We start from the raw sequence: 15,063 nt of genomic DNA on the forward strand, positions 1-15,063 counted from the left end.
ACACGAACTGCCCGCCAGCTCGACCACCTTTAAGGAGCCCACCATGGGTACCATTCTTCTCGTTATTCTCATTCTTGCGCTGATCGGCGTCCTTCCTACCTGGAACCACAGCCGCAGTTGGGGATACGGTCCAACCGGCATCACCGGCCTGATCGTCATCGTGCTGATCGTGCTGCTCATCACCGGGCGCCTGTAAGAAGTCGACAAACCGGCGCCGCGTGCGCCGGTTTTTTTTGCCCCACCGCCCCACCATATCGCACGATAAGAAAAGGAGCTGCCATGAGCCAGCCTGTTAAGAACGCGCTGCCAAGCGCATCGCGCAACACCACCACCCAATTTTCCCGCGCGCTGCGCGCCGCCCTGGCCTCGGCCTGTTTGATGGGCATGAGCCTGTCGCACGCCCAGATGGCGCAGACATCGACCGACCGGAATGTGCCGGCCGCCACCGCGCGCCAGCAAGCGGCCGAGATCGCCCGCGGCGACCCGGCGCGCTGGTCGCGCGAGGATACGACCCCCGACGCGCGCCTGCGCACCCTGCGCAAGGAAATGGGCGCGGCCCTGCAGGAAGCCAAAGGCGCTTGCCGCGCCCTGCCCGCCGCCGAACGCAGCGCCTGCAACAAGGAAGCGCAAGCGAACTATCAGAAAGATATGGCCGGCGCGCGCGCCCAGGCAGCCGCCGGCGGCTGAGGCCGCCCCCGTCATTGTCCTTACGCCGCGACAGCGACCCAGTCGTCCTGCTCCGGCGGCAATTCGTGCACCACCACGGCCGTCTCTTCGGCCACCATCGCCAGCCACCCGGCATGCTTGAGCGCGCGCAATGCATCGCGATAGCCCTGCTCCCAGCGCCACTCGATCGATCCCTTGGAAAAATTGACGTCTTTCGACGCCATATGCCAGTCGTGGCCCGCGTAGGGAATCCGCACGATGTGCAAGGTGGCGTCGCAGCCCAGCGCCGCCAGTTCGCGCCGGTCGTCGTCGCTGCGCTCGGCCTCCGGCAAGCGCGCGTACAGCTGGCGCAGCTTGTGCTGCAGCGCGTGGGTCGCGCTGTAATCTTCGATATGGCGTTTCGAGCGCGAGGCGTACGTCACATCCTTCTGGCGCGTGCTCACTTCATCCATCGTCACCGGCACCTCCCCTTCGGCGCTCCACAAATCGACCATGAAGCAGATCGTATCGCCGCCGGGCAGCTCGCGCAGCACCGATTCGAGCGGGGTATTCGAGTACAGGCCGCCGTCCCAGTACAGTTCCTCGCCGATGCGCACCGGGGCGAACGCCGGCGGCAGGCTGCCGCTGGCGCGCACATGGTCGGCGCACAGCTGCCCGCTCTCGCTGTCGAAATGCGCCAGTTCGCCGGTGCGCACATTGACGGCGTTGACGGTCAGGCGCATGCCGCCCTCGGCGTTGAGGTAGTCGAAGTCGACCAGTTCCCTGAGCGTGTCGCGCAGCGGCAGGGTGTCGTAGAAAGACGCTTCTTCGGGCGCCACCGTCATCCCGTAGGGAAATCCGCTGAACGGGCGCGGCGAGAAAAAGCCCGGCACCCCGCGCATGACGGTGTCGAAGGTGTTGAGCCAGATATTCGAGCGCCGCTGGCGGTCGTCGACCCGGGCCATGTCCAGCATATCGGGATGCGACACCCGGTCCCAGAAAGCCTTGACCTTTTCCAGGCGCACCGATTGCTCGTTGCCGGCGATCAGCGCGGCATTGATGGCGCCGATCGAGGTGCCGACGATCCAGTCCGGCACCAGCTTGTGCTCGTGCAGCGCCTGGTACACCCCGGCCTGGTAAGCGCCCAGGGCGCCGCCACCTTGCAAAACGAGAACAATACGTAGCTTGTCGGGATTGAGTTTGTTAATGTCTGTCATGGGATAGCCGGAATGAAAAGATGAATCGAGTATAGAGGAAAGAGATGAGCGGAAAAAAAGACGGCGTCGAATCCGAAGATTACGACGCCGCTCAAGCCCCACCATATTTTTCCGTTCTTGTTGCAAGGCCGGGTTCGCTTGCCCGGCATGGTCACCAAGCAGTTCACAAGGTCTGCGCGTCCCGCGTGCGGCGTTGCTGCAGGTACCAGACCACGCCGCCGACAACCGCCGCCACCCCGATCGCCGGCTTGATCAGCCGGCGCCGCGTGATGAAACCGACGATGGTTGCCGCGTACGGCATGATCGACGCCACGCTGATGCCGGTCGGATGCAGCACGGCGTCGATCCGCGAGCGGACCGCCCAGGTCGCATGGTCGAGCGCCGAGTGAAACAGCACGTCGGGACGCGAATCGTGCTTGATCTGGGCCTTGGCATGGGCAATGCCGACGCGGTAAAAGTCGCCCTGGCGCAGCAGGCGCGCCTTGCGCTCAGATACCGAATCGATCTTGACCCCACCCTTGCCCGGGTTTTTTTCGAGCCCGATAATGTTATCCATCTAATCCTCCCGTCTGAATGGCCGCTTACAGCAGCATGTCACGATCGTTCTTGAGTTCGTTCATGGTCTCGGGGAAAGCCAGCTTGCCCTCTTTGAGCATGGCCTTGGCCTTGACCACGAGGCCGATCGTCACGGCGATGAACACGGCAAACATCAGCAGGAGGATTTTCCAGCCCATGCTTTCCCAAGCGAGCGCGACGATTGTCGCGGTGCCGTAGGCCAGCGCAAACATGGCGCACAGCACTGCCAGCGAAAAGACCACCAGCAGTTCGAGCACATGATTGCGCACTTCGGACAACTCGAGTGCCGCCAGTTCCACGCGCGACACCACGAGTCCGAAGATATTTTTTGCCAGCCCTGTCAGGCCGCCCATCAGGCCGGGGCCATGCACTGCAGCAGTTGTTTTGTCCATGGCTTCTCCCGGCTAGAATTATTTACGGCCCAGGATCACGCCGACCAGCAAGCCGACGCTGGCTGCTGCAGCGATCGTGCGCCATGGGTTGTCCTTAACATAGACATCGGCGGTGTGCGCCAGTTCCTTACCTTTGACGATGGCTTGACCTTGCACTTGCGATGCCTTGCCCAGCGCCACGTCCAGCATTTCCATGCCGCGTGCGCGCATGTCTTCGGCTTTCTCGCCGGTCAGTGCGGCCGCTGCGGACAGCAGGGTCTGTGCATCCTTGACCAGGGTTTTGACATCGGTCTGGACTGCGTTCACATTGCCGTTCAGGTTGGCCGAGCCGTTGGTGCGGGTATTGGTATCTAACATGATGAACTCCAGTGGTGGGTTGAAAAAAATCTGAAAAGTGCTTCTCTTTTTGCTCTTAATGCGCCAGCAGATCGCGCATGTCGTCTGCGTGCTCTTCTTCGACCGCCATGATGCTGATCAACAGATGCTTGGTGGTCGGGTCCTTGTCGCCAATGGCGGCAATCATTTGCCGGTACGACTCGATCGCCACGCGTTCGGCGATCAGGTTCGAGCGGATCATGGCTTGCACATCGTCCGAATCGTCGTACTCGGCGTGGCTGCGCGCGGTCAGCGTGGCCGGATTGAAATTCGGCGAACCGTTCAGCTGGACGATACGTTCGGCCAGCGAGTCGGCGTGTTCCTGCTCCTGCTGCGCGTGCTCGAGGAACTCGGCCTTGATCGGGCCGTTGCCCACGCCGCTGACGGTGTAGTAGTGGCGCTTGTAGCGCAGCACGCACACCAGTTCGGTGGCCAGCGCATCGTTGAGCATGTTGATGACCGCTTCACGGTCGGCGGCGTAGCCGTCCGTCACGGCGCCGTCGTCCAGATTGGCGGCTGCCTGGCGGATGGCTTGCACGTCGAATCCGTGCGCCAGTGGCTTGGTGGTTTGTTCCATGATGATTCCTTAAATATCTGTTGCGATTGTGTTCGTATTAACGGCGCGGGGCGATCGCCGCGCCTTCGTTCGACAGCACGATTTCCACGCGGCGGTTCATCTGGCGGTTGCCGGCCGTGTCGTTGGCGGCGACCGGGAATGCTTCACCGTAAGCGCGCATGGCGACGCGGTCGCGCGGGATACCCATCTCGACCAGGGCGGCGCGCACGGAGGTGGCGCGGCGCTCGGACAATTGCTGGTTATGCGCGCTGCTGCCGGTACTGTCGGTAAACCCTTCGACCAGGACGGTGCGGTTCGGGTTCTGTGCCAATGCATCGGCCAGCTTGCGCAGGGTGGCCTGGCCGTTCGGGGTCAGGTTGGCCTGGTCCACGCCGAACAGCACGTCGCCGATCGTGATGATCAGGCCGCGTTCGGTTTTCTTCGCTTGCAGATCCGTCATCAGCGCTTCGAGCTGGGCGGCGCGGGCCTGGGCTTCGCGGGTCTGGGCTTCGGCGGCGGCAACCTGGCCTTGCGCGGCGGCAGCCTGGTTCTGGGCGGCGGCGGCATCAGCGTTGGCGGCGGCGGCGGCGGCCTTGGCGGAGGCGGCATCCATCTTGGCGCGGTCCGCTTCGACGGTGCGCGCTTCGAGGCGCACGGCGTCGCGCTGTTTGCCGGAAGCGGCGATATCGGCTTCAGCCTGCTTCTGTTTGGCTACTTCTTGTGCGGTGGCGATCTTTTGCTTGGCCAGGTAGGCCAGCTTGTCGATCTGCTCCAGGCTATCCTTGCGGGCGGCGGCGGCGTTGGCTTGTTCCAGCGCTTCGCTGGCCTGCTTGAATTCCAGCGGTGCGAAAGTCGACACGCGCGAATTGTTGTTGGCGGCGACGAAAGCGCCACGGGCTTCATCGAGCAACGGGGTGGTGGTCGGCACGCTGCTGCAGGCGCCCAGCGCGAGGACGGAGGCGAGGATGGCGGACTTGATCAATGTATGTTTCATGGAGGTGTTTCCTTTTCTTGTCGTGGCGCACTTGGCGCGGTAATCAATCGTTTTCTTGTGCTCTGGGTGGTACTGTGCGCGGACCGGTCGGCCTGCGCTGCCGCTGTGAGGGCGCGCGGCGTCAATCTGTTTTTATTGTTGTGGCTTGTTGGCGCGGTCGACTTCTTCGCGCAGCACGCGCAGGTCATCCTGCAGTGCGTTGGCGGCGGTGGTGGCCTTGGTCGAATTGGCCTTGCTCTGTGCCAGCTTGGCGTCGGCCTGGGCTTGGGTCGCCAGTTCGCGTGCCAGCTTGTAATCCTTGGCGGCCAGGGCTTCGTTGGCGCGCATCATCTTGGCGCGGGCTGCGTTGATTTCTTCAGGAGCCAGGTCGGCGGCGCCGGCGCTCACTGCGTTTTCAACCGCGTTCTTCGACACGGCCACATCGGCCGTTGCCGGTGCTTTTTGCGAACTGGCGCAAGCGGCCAGTGTCATAACCAGTGCGGCGCAGAGTACTTTACTGACGTGTGTCTTGATTTGTGCATTCATCGGGTTTCTCCATGAGGTGTAATGATGTCGTGATAACGTTATAAGCTGATTTATTGGCAAGTTCGGTTCGCTGCCGCACATAGCAAATGTTTTGCGCGCAATGGCACTTGCGACCGTGCGCTAACGTACACAAGAGCGCTACCCTTATCGCTTAAGCTGCTCCTACTTTCACCAGAAGGATAGTCATGAGTCAAGCCGCCCCGATCCCTTCCGGCCGCACCCCGCCCGCGCGCCGCACCAAAATCATTCTCGCCATCCTTGCCGTGCTGGTCGCCATTCCCGCCATCGCACTGGCCATCCTGCTCACCTACGACTGGAACAAGGCCAGGCCCTGGCTCAATGCCAAGGCCAGCGAAGCGATCGACCGCCCGTTCACGGTGGCGGGCGACCTCAAGCTGAGCTGGGAAAAACCGGCCACCGTCATGGCCGAGCGCGACCGTACCTGGCGCGACCTGGTGCCGTGGCCGCACCTGGTCGCCAACGATGTTCACGTCGGCCAGCCCGAAGGCATGGATGCATCAGGCTTAGGGGCGGGCGACATGGCCAGCGTGAAGCAGTTTTCGTTTTCGCTGAACCCGTTCGCGCTGCTGCACAAGACCATCGCCATTCCCGTGCTGCGCTTCGACGCGCCGGCGGTCGACCTGCGCCGCACCAGGGATGGCAAGAACAACTGGACCTTCCACCAGGAAGACAAGCCGGCGCGCTGGAAGCTCGACCTCGAACGGGTGATCTTCACCAAGGGCGTGGTCAAGTTCAACGATGCGGTCGAAAAGATCGACCTGACGGCCGACGTCGACACCGTCAACGCCGACCCCGCCTACGGCATCAGCTGGAAACTGCGCGGCACCTACCACGGCGGCCCGGTCACCGGCGGCGGCAAGGCTGGCGCGGTACTCTCGCTCAAGCAGCAGACCACGCCCTACCCGCTGCAGGCCGACCTGCGCGTGGGCAAGACCCACATCGAAGTCGAAGGCACGGTCACCAAGCCGACCAAGCTGGCCGCGCTCGACCTGCGCCTGAAGCTCTCCGGCGCCAGCATGGCGCGCTTGTATACGCTGACCGGGGTGCTGCTGCCGGAAACGCCAGCCTTTCGCACCGAGGGCCGCCTGACCGGCGAGCTGGGCGACACCAGCAGCAGCTGGGTCTACGACAAATTCACCGGCAAGGTCGGTTCCAGCGATATTTCCGGCCGCCTCGCATACCAGACCGGCAAGCCGCGCGGCAAACTGAGCGGCAGCGTATCGTCGAAATTGCTGCAGTTCGCCGACCTGGGGCCGCTGGTCGGCGCCGACTCGAACGCCAGCAAGGAAGCGCGCGGGGTCGACGCGGTGCAGCCGGCCGGCAAGGTGCTGCCGGTCGAATCGTTCCGTACCGAACGCTGGACCGCCATCGACGCCGACGTGCGCTATGCGGCCGAACGCATCGTGCGCGAAAAGCAGCTGCCGATCAGCAAACTGAACACCCACCTGATCCTCAAGGATGGGGTGCTCAACCTGGCGCCGCTGAATTTCCAGATGGCGGGCGGGAACATGACCTCGACCATCAAGCTCGACGGCAGCGGCAAGGGCAAGCAAGCCATCAAGGCTACCGCCAAGGTCAGCGCGCGCCACATCCGCATCAAGGAACTGTTTCCCTCGATTCAGGAAATGAAAGCGACCGTCGGCCAGATCAACGGCGACGCCCAATTGTCCGCCACCGGCAATTCGGTCGCCTCCCTGCTGGGCGCGTCCAACGGCGAAATCAAGGCGCTGATCGACGAAGGCACGGTGAGCAAGATGCTGCTCGAACAGATGGGCCTCAATATCGGCAACATCGTGCTGACCAAATTATTTGGCGACAAGCAGGTCAAGCTCAATTGCATGGCCACCGATTTCCAGGTCACCAACGGCTTGATGCAGACGCGCACCTTCGTCGTCGATACCGAGGAGGCGGCCATCACGGCCGAGGGCACCATCAACCTGGCCAACGAACAGATGGACCTGACCCTGAACCCCAAGACCAAGGGCTTGCGCATCTTTTCGCTGCGCTCGCCCCTGCACGTGCGCGGCAGCTTCTCCAAGCCCGACGTGAGCGTCGACAAGGGCGTGCTGGCCCTGAAGGCGGGCGGCGCGGTGGCGCTCGGCCTGGCGGCGCCGGCGGCCGCCCTGCTGCCGCTGGTCAACACCGGACCGGGCAAGGACAGCGGCTGCGCGCGCCTGCTGGCCGAAGCGCGCGAAAAGCCGGTGGCCCCGCCGCCGGGCAAGAGCAAGCGCCGATAAAGTCACAAAATTGCGTTTTATCACTTATGTGCGTTGCCGAACAGACCACGCGCCCGCCAGACCGTAATCTAGACGTATCGGTTGGGCGACACGCACCACCGAACGCATAACAACATAGACCACCACCATAGAGGAACACCCCATGAAAAACCTGAAAATCGTATCGACCCTGCTCGCCGCCCTGATGCTGACCACTGTTGTCGGCTGCGCTTCGACCGACAAGAAAGAAAGCGTCGGCGAGTACGTTGATGACAGCGTGATCACCACCAGCGTGAAAGCCGCCATCCTCAACGAGCCGACCCTGAAAGTTGCTGAAATCAACGTTGAAACCTTCAAAGGCGTTGTTCAGCTGAGCGGCTTCGTTGCTGCCCAGGACAGCATCGCTACCGCCGGCAAGGTCGCACGCGACGTCAAAGGTGTGAAGTCGGTGAAAAACGACATCCGCATGAAATAAGCAACAAGCAATTCAAAGAGGTTCAAGATGAAAACAATCAAGCAACTGGTCATGAGCGCGACACTGGTCACGGTGGCGCTCGGTTTAGGTGGCTGCGCAGGCATGTCGGCCCAGGATAAGAACACGGCCATCGGCGCCGGTGCCGGCGCAGTGGTCGGTGGCGTCCTGACCGGCGGCAGCGCGGTCGGCACCGTTGGCGGCGCAGCCGTCGGCGGCGTGATCGGCAACCAGGTCAAGCCACCGAAATGATCGGTTTGCCTGATTGAGAAAAACCCCGCTTGCGGGGTTTTTTTACGCCTGCTGTTTTATGATGGAGGAAAACGCCTGCCGATGGGAAGTTGTCGATGCTGGCGCGAATGTATCCACGTACCGTCGAGGACCCGGAGATCGAGGTCGCCAGACAGCCGTTATCGATGGGTCGGCATAAGCGCCCCCGCTCCTATGTTTCATCTTTCACGATGGTCATGAACGATAATCTTTTGATCCAACTCAGCCGGGCAGATCTGCAAGCAGTAGCAAGTTATGCGGCGACCTGTGCAGGATATTCCTTAGGAATTTTTGAGCGGGACTTTCCTAAAGATATGCGTCCTCGTTCAGCGATCCAGGCTGCACTGCTGTGGTCAAGTTATTTCGGACACAACGATAGGTTCGCGTACTGCCATTTTCCGTTCGTAGACGGCGGGCGACAGATTGCCCAATGCTGAATTGATGCGTTTGCAGTTGTAAAAGCCGACGATGTAGTCGGTGATGTCGGCCTTGGCCTCGGCATGATTGGCATATTGGCGCTGCCAGACACGCTCCATCTTGAGGTTCAAGAAGAAGCGCTCTGCAACGGCGTTGTCCCAACAATTTCCCTTACGACTCATGCTGCAAACGAAGCCGTGTTCTGCCAGCAGATCCTGGTAAAGCTCGCTCGCGTACTGGCTGCCTCGGTCCGAATGGACGACGAGTCCCGGTGCCGGTTGCCGCTGTTGAATGGCCATGTTCAATGCGTCGCAGACCAGCTTAGCAGGCATGCTCGGTGCCATGGCCCAGCCGACCACCTTGCGCGCGTACAAGTCCAGGACTGTGGCCAGGTACAACCATCCTGCGCCGGTGCGAATGTACGTGATATCGCTGACGTATGCCAGATTTGGGGCCGTTGGATTGAACTGCCGATTGAGCACATTGGCGGCAATAGGCAAGTCGTGCTTGCTGTCTGTCGTGTGAACGAATTTTCGCTTCCAGACGGGCTTCAAGGCCGCCTTACGCATCAAACTGCGCACCTTGTAGCGCCCGATTTGGAAGCCTTCGCCAGCCATGGCCGTGACCAACCGACGGCTGCCGTAGCTCTGATGGCTTGCCATGAACAAAGCCTTCAGGTGCACGGTTTCCTTGCAGACAACTGGCTTGATGGAGCGGCGCTGCGACGCGTAAAAACCGGACCGGCTGACGTCGAGGATGCGGCAGCTGCTCTGAACCGGAATGGCCTCCTTTTGCAGTTGAACAATGAGCTGATGCATCATTTCATTTCGCGGGCAAAGAAGGCCGAGGCCTTTTTTAAGATAGTCACATCCTGTCTCAGCTGCAGATTTTCCGCCTCCAATTGCCGGATCCTCTGCTGCTCGGCAGTGAGTGGCTTGCCGATGCCCGGCTGGCCGCTCTGCTCAGCACCGTACTGGGTCAGCCAGCGGCGAATCGCGGTCTGGCCGATGCTCATGCTCTCGCTGACGTTCTGAATGCTCTGTCCCTGCTCTTTGATCATTCGAACCACTTCCAGCTTCAGGCTGGGATCGAATGTCTTCCGTTTTCTTGTTGCCATGTATTACTCCTCAGATGGTGGATTTTCCACCTATTGAGGTGTCCGGGCAAATTAGACCACAGCAGATATCCTCCCGCGCCTCCCGGTGGGGGACGGGTGGGGGAGCTAATTCGAGCGCTAGACGGATCACTAAGATGATTTATGTACGCTCGTTGGCACCGGCCGAAAACTGACCCCCCTGTACGCATTGTGTCGACCTAAAACTGAGCCGGATCCTACTACTCCCCTGTCTGATCATTAACGGCAACGCTACCGACTTGTTTTACATCTGGTTTTTACCAAGCCGCAGTATAAAGACCATTAAAAATACCATGAACGACGTGCGGCTGAACAAGCGCATCCGAACAGCGTCCGGGCTAACATTGCCCACCTTCCGGAAATTCGTCTTTGTGACGTGTAATAAGACAGGGGGCCACGGCGCTTGCACCTCCCCCTTCGCCAGCGCGCGGGCGGGCGGGCGGGCGGCGGGATTGTCGCCCCCCATCGTCGAGCTGCCCCTGCGCCATGGATGGCAAGCGATAAATACCTCGGCCGGCACTTTCCTGGAGCAAATGCCGGTTCCGGAACAAGGATTGACGCAATGGATGGCGTACCGCAAGCAGGTACTCGGACAGCGGCAAGACCCGTAGGCCGGCGCTGCCCGGCGGGTCAGACGAAAGCGGTGGACAGCGCGCTGGCGCCGGCTTCCTTGACGATCTCGTAGCATTTGCAGGAGGCCGCGGCCAAGCCCTGCACGTCGAGAATTTCGATATTGCCGCGGCTGTAGATGATCAGCCCTTGCTGCTGCAAGGCGCTGGCGGCCTTGGTCACGCCGACCCGGCGCACGCCCAGCGCATGGGCCAGGAATTCGTGCGTAAGGTGGAATTTGTCGGACTTGAGGCGGTCGCGCGTGATGAGCAGCGAGCGCGCCAGGCGTGCTTCGAGCACGTGAAAACGGCTGCACACGGCGATCTGGATCGCCTGCGCCAGCAAGGTATCGGTGTACCGGTACAGCACCCGCTGCAGCGCCGGATTGCGCGCGAACTCGGTGCGGAACTTGGCGCTGTCCATGCGGCTGGCGCACCCGGCGCGCTGCACGATGGCGCGCGTCTGCGCCGTGTCGTGCCCGAGCGCGACGGTGGCGCCCAGCATGCCTTCGCGTCCGACCAGGCCCACTTCGAGCGTCATGCGCCCTTCGGCCACGCCCAGCAGGGAGATCAGGCTATCGTGCGGAAAATAAATAAAGCGCACCGGCTCAGCCGGCTCGTACAGGACCTCGCCCACTTCCACCTGCACCGGTTCGAGCAAGGGAGACAGACGCGCCAGATCGTTATGCGGCAGGGCGGCGAGTAACTGGTTGCCGTTCGGGTGGTCGAGCTCTACGGCGGAAACGTGATTCATCGCTCCCTCCGGCAAGCAAAGCGTGTGGTCGACCATAAGTCAAAACGGATAGCGATCATTAGATAGGTAAGGCCAGGTAAATACTGCGGATACATTTACAAACAATTTCAATCAGCGTAACGGCAATAATAGGCAAAGTATGTACGGTGACGCACGGAAGCACCGCCGCATCCTCGGGAGAATGGCCTGCATCAACCCGACCGTGCAGCAGCGCACATTCAATCCAAAGGAAACACCATGAGTAGTCCCATTTCCCCCGCGGCGCCGAGTGCGCGGCATCCCCTGCTGCTCGCCGCCGCGGTCGCCGTCATCGTGTTTTGCGGCACCGGCACGGCCGCCATCCTGGGCTGGATTCCGTCCTCCATCGGCAGCACGCCCGCCGCGGCCGAACTGAGCGAAATCGACCGCGCCGTGCTCGCCTCCAAACTGCAGGGCACCACGCCGCCCCAGCCGGCCGCGCTCGATCTGCGCGAGCTCGACCACGACGGCGACCGTGAACGCGACCGCGACCGCGCGGCCGATCGCCTCGCCGCGCGCGAACGCGCCGCCGAACGCGCCGCCCTCGACAATGCGGCGCCGCAACGCAAACCGGCCCCGCGCTTGGCCGCGGCCGAACCGGTGAAGGAAAGCGGCTGGTGCGCGCACTGCGGCAATATCGAATCGGTGCGTGAAGTGAGCCAGCGCGCCGAAGGCAGCGGCCTGGGCGCGGCCGGCGGCGCCCTGCTCGGCGGCCTGCTGGGCAACCAGGTCGGCGGCGGCAACGGCCGCAAGCTGGCCACCGTGGCCGGCGCGGTTGGCGGCGCTGTGGTCGGCAATCAGGTCGAAGGCAATATGAAGGCGACCCGCAGCTACGAAATCCGCGTGCGCCTCGACGATGGCGGCGCGCGCACCTTTCATCAGCAGAGCGCCGCCGGCTGGCGCGCGGGCGACCGCGTCAAGATCGTCAACGGGACCTTGCGCTCGGCCGCCTGATCCCGAACAGCAGTACAAAAAAACAACGCCCCTGGCTGAAAAGCAAGGGGCGTTGTGTTTTCTTCTTTGCAATGTGTGCCAGCGAACCGATCTCCTGATGAGCTGGCGGGAGAATGGCTTCACGCCTGCAGCAAACGGCGCGGCAGTATCACCAGAGACGAGGGATTTATCATGAACCGCATGGTTTGGATCGGCATTTTAGCTTGGGGCATTATCGTGACGCTGTTCGGTTTCAGCGCCGCGGGACCTGTCGCGGCGGGCAGCAGCGTCACGATGCAAGCCCAGGATGTGGTGTTCCTGATTGCCGGCGGCCTGGTGGCCTGCCTGATCGGTCTCGTTGGCCTGGCTGGCGTATTGGGATGGTTGCCAGCCTTGCGAAACGAACAAAAAAGTTATTCTTAATGTACGCCAGCGTACGGAGCGGCATGCAAGAGTTCTGCATACTGCAATCACGACATACCAGTCGTCTATAAAAACCCACCGAGGACAATATCATGCTCTATACAATCGCCGTCGTACTTCTTATCCTGTGGCTGCTTGGTTTGGTCACTTCCTATACAATTGGCGGCTTCATCCACATTTTGCTGGTTGTCGCAGTCATCATGATTCTGGTTCGCCTGATCAGCGGCCGAGGTATCTAGCTGACGCATGATCCGGCCATCGACCGATGTCCGATCCGTTTCGCGGTCGCGCCTGGCATAGCCTGGTGTGACAGCGAAACGGATTAATTACTTTTGGAGCCACACTATGAAAAAGAACCTGAGCAAATCCCTGATTGGTATCACCATCGTCGCCATGTTTGCCACCGGTTGCGCCGACATGTCGCCGACCCAGCGCGGCACCGCCACCGGCGCCGGCGTTGGCGCTGGCCTCGGTGCCATCATTGGCGCCTCCGCCGGCAGCGGCGGACGCGCGGGCAAGGGGGCCCTGATCGGTGGCGCCGCCGGCGCGATCATCGGCAATATCTGGTCGAACCGCATGGAACAGCAGAAGCAAGCCATGGAACAAGCCACGCGCGGCACCGGCATCCAGGTCAGCCAGACCCAGGATAACCGCCTGAAGCTCGACGTGCCTGCCGACGTGTCGTTCGACACCGGCCGTTCCGACATCAAATCGAATTTCCGTCCGGTGCTCGAACGCTTCGCCGCGACCCTGCAGGACAATCCTGCGACCACCGTGACCATCATCGGCCACACCGACAGCACCGGCGGCGACGCCGTCAACCAGCCGCTGTCGGTCGACCGCGCCGCCCAGACGCGCGATTATCTCGCCTCGCGCGGCGTCTCGCCGAACCGCATCATGATCGATGGCCGCGGCGAACGCGAACCGGTCGCCTCGAACGATGACGCTTCCGGCCGCGCGCGCAACCGCCGCGTCGAGATCTACGTCGCCGAGCCGAACCGCCAGGGTTAAGCCCCCGCTGCACTACCCCAAAAGCCGGCATCGCGATGCCGGCTTTTTTACGCCGGCGCCACGTGCACCGTCACGCCGAGCGCGCGGTAGCGCCCCAGCAAGGCGTCGTCGGTGCCGTGCGCCACCACCAGCGCGGCAATCTGGTCGGCGCCGGCGATGCGGTAGGGCGAGGCGGTCGCCAGTTTTTCGGGCGAGGCCAGCACCACGGTCTGCGCGGCCGCGCGCAACATGGCGCGCTTGACGGCCGCCTCCTCGACGTCGCCGGTGGACAGGCCGGCATCCGGGTCGATACTGCTCACGCCCAGGAAGCACAGGTCGGCGCGCACCTGGGCGATCGCTTCCAGCGTGGCCGCGCCCACCCCCACCACCGAATGGCGGTACAGGCGCCCGCCGAGCATGATCACCTCCACCTGCTCGTGCTCCAGCAGCGCCAGCGCCACCGAGGGACTGTGGGTGAGCACCGTGGCGCGCAAGTCCGGCGCCAGGGACCGCACCAGGTGGCCTGACGTGGTGCCGCCATCGATGAACACCACCTGTCCCGGCACGATCAGCGCGGCGGCGGCGCGGCCGATAGCCGCCTTGGCGTGCGCCGACATGTGCGCACGGGCGCGGAAGTCGGCCAGCGCCGGCGAGGCGGGCAAGGCCGGCAGCGCACCGCCGTGCACGCGCTGCAGCAAGCCTTCACGCGCCAGCTCGCGCAGGTCGCGCCGGATGGTGTCTTCCGACAAACCCAGTTCCTCGCTCACGGCCTTGGCCACCACCTGCCCGTCGCGCCGCAACAGGTCCATCAGATATTGTTTTCGCTGGGTCGTCAGCATGACTGCTCCTGCACGTATTTTCTTGACATTGCACGATTTTGCACGATATTCTAAAAAACACCAAGCACAATCACGGAGAAGCGCCATGCAAGAAACACGGGTACGCATCGACCAGGAAGAACTGCTCTCTGACAACTGGTACATCTTGAAGCGCCTGACCTTTTCGCTGCGCCGGCGCGACGGCAGCTGGCAGAGCCAGACGCGCGAAGTCTACGACCGCGGCAACGGCGCCGTGATCCTGCTGTACAACCTGCGCCAGCGCACGGTGCTGCTCACGCGCCAGTTCCGCATTCCCGCTTTTGTGAATGGCCACGACGGTTTTCTGATCGAAGCGGCCGCCGGCCTGCTCGACAATGCCAGCCCCGAGCAGCGCATCCGCGCGGAAGCCGAGGAAGAAACCGGTTACCGCATTCACGACGTGAAAAAAATCTATGACCTGTTCATGAGTCCCGGTTCGGTGACCGAACGCCTGCACTTTTTCATCGGTGCCTACGAGCCGGAACACAAGGTGGGCGATGGCGGCGGCCTGGCCGCCGAAGGTGAAGATATCGACGTGCTCGAACTCGGTTTCGACGACGCGCTGGCAATGATGGCCAGCGGCGAGATCATGGATGGCAAGACGGTCCTGCTGTTGCAATATCTCCAGTTGCACCTGATGTCGGCGCAAACCTAGCGCCAGATCAATAC

The 15,063-nt window shown here is 62.3% G+C and carries 20 protein-coding genes; 10 read left to right on the forward strand and 10 right to left on the reverse strand.

From position 1 onward, the window contains the following. The first annotated feature begins 43 nt into the window (after positions 1 to 43). Entirely contained in the window at positions 44 to 196 is a 153-nt protein-coding gene (locus CR152_RS29700; RefSeq protein WP_099881010.1) for a DUF3309 family protein, read from the forward strand. Between the two features lie 83 nt (positions 197 to 279). Then, complete coding sequence (locus CR152_RS29705) at positions 280 to 687, forward strand: hypothetical protein (protein ID WP_229413696.1); 408 nt, start codon at positions 280 to 282, stop codon at positions 685 to 687. 20 nt (positions 688 to 707) lie between these two features. Here the strand turns inward: CR152_RS29705 and CR152_RS29710 are convergent, their stop codons facing one another. From CR152_RS29710 to CR152_RS29740, 7 genes are all read right to left on the reverse strand, one after another. Beyond that, positions 708 to 1,862 carry a patatin-like phospholipase family protein gene (locus CR152_RS29710; RefSeq protein WP_099881012.1) on the reverse strand — a complete coding sequence of 385 codons (1,155 nt, stop codon included), beginning with the start codon at positions 1,860 to 1,862 and terminating at the stop codon, positions 708 to 710. A gap of 163 nt (positions 1,863 to 2,025) precedes the next feature. Beyond that, a complete protein-coding gene (locus CR152_RS29715) occupies positions 2,026 to 2,418 on the reverse strand; it encodes a hypothetical protein (RefSeq protein ID WP_099881014.1) in 393 nt (130 codons plus the stop codon). 25 nt (positions 2,419 to 2,443) lie between these two features. Beyond that, the gene (locus tag CR152_RS29720; RefSeq protein WP_099881016.1) at positions 2,444 to 2,830 is read right to left on the reverse strand and encodes a phage holin family protein; all 387 of its coding nucleotides are present in this window, start codon (positions 2,828 to 2,830) and stop codon (positions 2,444 to 2,446) included. Between the two features lie 18 nt (positions 2,831 to 2,848). Beyond that, on the reverse strand, positions 2,849 to 3,187 hold the full coding sequence (locus tag CR152_RS29725; RefSeq protein ID WP_099881018.1) for an ElaB/YgaM/YqjD family protein: 339 nt from the start codon (positions 3,185 to 3,187) through the stop codon (positions 2,849 to 2,851). Positions 3,188 to 3,242: 55 nt separating this feature from the next. Continuing rightward, positions 3,243 to 3,782, reverse strand: a complete 540-nt coding sequence (locus CR152_RS29730; protein WP_099881020.1) for a ferritin-like domain-containing protein — start codon at positions 3,780 to 3,782, stop codon at positions 3,243 to 3,245. A 37-nt stretch (positions 3,783 to 3,819) separates the two neighbouring features. Beyond that, complete coding sequence (locus tag CR152_RS29735) at positions 3,820 to 4,755, reverse strand: OmpA family protein (protein WP_099881022.1); 936 nt, start codon at positions 4,753 to 4,755, stop codon at positions 3,820 to 3,822. Between the two features lie 132 nt (positions 4,756 to 4,887). Next, on the reverse strand, positions 4,888 to 5,280 hold the full coding sequence (locus CR152_RS29740; protein WP_099881024.1) for a DUF4398 domain-containing protein: 393 nt from the start codon (positions 5,278 to 5,280) through the stop codon (positions 4,888 to 4,890). A 185-nt stretch (positions 5,281 to 5,465) separates the two neighbouring features. Here CR152_RS29740 and CR152_RS29745 point away from each other — a divergent pair, with 185 nt between their 5' ends. The 3 genes from CR152_RS29745 to CR152_RS29755 all read left to right on the forward strand — a co-directional run bounded on the left by CR152_RS29745 (position 5,466) and on the right by CR152_RS29755 (position 8,241). After that, positions 5,466 to 7,538 carry an AsmA family protein gene (locus CR152_RS29745; RefSeq protein WP_099881026.1) on the forward strand — a complete coding sequence of 691 codons (2,073 nt, stop codon included), beginning with the start codon at positions 5,466 to 5,468 and terminating at the stop codon, positions 7,536 to 7,538. A 142-nt stretch (positions 7,539 to 7,680) separates the two neighbouring features. Continuing rightward, a complete protein-coding gene (locus CR152_RS29750) occupies positions 7,681 to 7,992 on the forward strand; it encodes a BON domain-containing protein (protein ID WP_099881028.1) in 312 nt (103 codons plus the stop codon). 27 nt (positions 7,993 to 8,019) lie between these two features. Next, a complete protein-coding gene (locus tag CR152_RS29755) occupies positions 8,020 to 8,241 on the forward strand; it encodes a YMGG-like glycine zipper-containing protein (RefSeq protein ID WP_099881030.1) in 222 nt (73 codons plus the stop codon). A 371-nt stretch (positions 8,242 to 8,612) separates the two neighbouring features. On the opposite strand, the gene CR152_RS29760 is transcribed toward CR152_RS29755, so the two are convergent. Then, positions 8,613 to 9,793, reverse strand: a protein-coding gene (locus CR152_RS29760; protein ID WP_208640061.1) for an IS3 family transposase whose coding sequence is annotated in 2 segments (ribosomal slippage) — positions 8,613 to 9,544 and positions 9,544 to 9,793 — 1,182 coding nt in all. Because the reading frame shifts where the segments join, the coding sequence is not laid out codon by codon here. A 648-nt stretch (positions 9,794 to 10,441) separates the two neighbouring features. Beyond that, entirely contained in the window at positions 10,442 to 11,173 is a 732-nt protein-coding gene (locus tag CR152_RS29775) for a Crp/Fnr family transcriptional regulator (protein ID WP_099881034.1), read from the reverse strand. 237 nt (positions 11,174 to 11,410) lie between these two features. On the opposite strand from CR152_RS29775, the gene CR152_RS29780 reads away from it, so the two are divergent. The 4 genes from CR152_RS29780 (at position 11,411) to CR152_RS29790 (ending at position 13,558) form a co-directional block, all read left to right on the forward strand. Continuing rightward, on the forward strand, positions 11,411 to 12,145 hold the full coding sequence (locus CR152_RS29780; protein ID WP_099881036.1) for a glycine zipper 2TM domain-containing protein: 735 nt from the start codon (positions 11,411 to 11,413) through the stop codon (positions 12,143 to 12,145). Positions 12,146 to 12,316: 171 nt separating this feature from the next. Beyond that, on the forward strand, positions 12,317 to 12,547 hold the full coding sequence (locus CR152_RS29785) for a hypothetical protein (RefSeq protein ID WP_099881037.1): 231 nt from the start codon (positions 12,317 to 12,319) through the stop codon (positions 12,545 to 12,547). A 92-nt stretch (positions 12,548 to 12,639) separates the two neighbouring features. Continuing rightward, positions 12,640 to 12,786 (forward strand): lmo0937 family membrane protein, encoded by a 147-nt coding sequence (locus tag CR152_RS33445; protein ID WP_103170603.1) that lies wholly within the window; start codon positions 12,640 to 12,642, stop codon positions 12,784 to 12,786. 106 nt (positions 12,787 to 12,892) lie between these two features. Then, positions 12,893 to 13,558, forward strand: coding sequence for a YiaD family glycine zipper/OmpA-like lipoprotein (locus tag CR152_RS29790; RefSeq protein ID WP_099881038.1), 666 nt, complete (start codon positions 12,893 to 12,895; stop codon positions 13,556 to 13,558). A 47-nt stretch (positions 13,559 to 13,605) separates the two neighbouring features. On the opposite strand, the gene CR152_RS29795 is transcribed toward CR152_RS29790, so the two are convergent. Continuing rightward, positions 13,606 to 14,376 (reverse strand): DeoR/GlpR family DNA-binding transcription regulator, encoded by a 771-nt coding sequence (locus CR152_RS29795; protein WP_099881040.1) that lies wholly within the window; start codon positions 14,374 to 14,376, stop codon positions 13,606 to 13,608. An 85-nt stretch (positions 14,377 to 14,461) separates the two neighbouring features. On the opposite strand from CR152_RS29795, the gene CR152_RS29800 reads away from it, so the two are divergent. Continuing rightward, positions 14,462 to 15,049 (forward strand): NUDIX domain-containing protein, encoded by a 588-nt coding sequence (locus CR152_RS29800; RefSeq protein WP_099881042.1) that lies wholly within the window; start codon positions 14,462 to 14,464, stop codon positions 15,047 to 15,049. Positions 15,050 to 15,063: the final 14 nt, after the last annotated feature.

Source organism: Massilia violaceinigra (assembly GCF_002752675.1).
Lineage (GTDB): Bacteria > Pseudomonadota > Gammaproteobacteria > Burkholderiales > Burkholderiaceae_D > Telluria_A > Telluria_A violaceinigra.

What these genes read in the sequence shown, in the direction of transcription:
- CR152_RS29700 (WP_099881010.1), top strand. Translation starts at nt 44, where the DNA reads ATGGGTACCATTCTTCTCGTTATTCTCATTCTTGCGCTGATCGGCGTC.
- CR152_RS29705 (WP_229413696.1), top strand. Translation starts at nt 280, where the DNA reads ATGAGCCAGCCTGTTAAGAACGCGCTGCCAAGCGCATCGCGCAACACC.
- CR152_RS29710 (WP_099881012.1), bottom strand. Translation starts at nt 1,862, where the DNA reads ATGACAGACATTAACAAACTCAATCCCGACAAGCTACGTATTGTTCTC.
- CR152_RS29715 (WP_099881014.1), bottom strand. Translation starts at nt 2,418, where the DNA reads ATGGATAACATTATCGGGCTCGAAAAAAACCCGGGCAAGGGTGGGGTC.
- CR152_RS29720 (WP_099881016.1), bottom strand. Translation starts at nt 2,830, where the DNA reads ATGGACAAAACAACTGCTGCAGTGCATGGCCCCGGCCTGATGGGCGGC.
- CR152_RS29725 (WP_099881018.1), bottom strand. Translation starts at nt 3,187, where the DNA reads ATGTTAGATACCAATACCCGCACCAACGGCTCGGCCAACCTGAACGGC.
- CR152_RS29730 (WP_099881020.1), bottom strand. Translation starts at nt 3,782, where the DNA reads ATGGAACAAACCACCAAGCCACTGGCGCACGGATTCGACGTGCAAGCC.
- CR152_RS29735 (WP_099881022.1), bottom strand. Translation starts at nt 4,755, where the DNA reads ATGAAACATACATTGATCAAGTCCGCCATCCTCGCCTCCGTCCTCGCG.
- CR152_RS29740 (WP_099881024.1), bottom strand. Translation starts at nt 5,280, where the DNA reads ATGAATGCACAAATCAAGACACACGTCAGTAAAGTACTCTGCGCCGCA.
- CR152_RS29745 (WP_099881026.1), top strand. Translation starts at nt 5,466, where the DNA reads ATGAGTCAAGCCGCCCCGATCCCTTCCGGCCGCACCCCGCCCGCGCGC.
- CR152_RS29750 (WP_099881028.1), top strand. Translation starts at nt 7,681, where the DNA reads ATGAAAAACCTGAAAATCGTATCGACCCTGCTCGCCGCCCTGATGCTG.
- CR152_RS29755 (WP_099881030.1), top strand. Translation starts at nt 8,020, where the DNA reads ATGAAAACAATCAAGCAACTGGTCATGAGCGCGACACTGGTCACGGTG.
- CR152_RS29775 (WP_099881034.1), bottom strand. Translation starts at nt 11,173, where the DNA reads ATGAATCACGTTTCCGCCGTAGAGCTCGACCACCCGAACGGCAACCAG.
- CR152_RS29780 (WP_099881036.1), top strand. Translation starts at nt 11,411, where the DNA reads ATGAGTAGTCCCATTTCCCCCGCGGCGCCGAGTGCGCGGCATCCCCTG.
- CR152_RS29785 (WP_099881037.1), top strand. Translation starts at nt 12,317, where the DNA reads ATGAACCGCATGGTTTGGATCGGCATTTTAGCTTGGGGCATTATCGTG.
- CR152_RS33445 (WP_103170603.1), top strand. Translation starts at nt 12,640, where the DNA reads ATGCTCTATACAATCGCCGTCGTACTTCTTATCCTGTGGCTGCTTGGT.
- CR152_RS29790 (WP_099881038.1), top strand. Translation starts at nt 12,893, where the DNA reads ATGAAAAAGAACCTGAGCAAATCCCTGATTGGTATCACCATCGTCGCC.
- CR152_RS29795 (WP_099881040.1), bottom strand. Translation starts at nt 14,376, where the DNA reads ATGCTGACGACCCAGCGAAAACAATATCTGATGGACCTGTTGCGGCGC.
- CR152_RS29800 (WP_099881042.1), top strand. Translation starts at nt 14,462, where the DNA reads ATGCAAGAAACACGGGTACGCATCGACCAGGAAGAACTGCTCTCTGAC.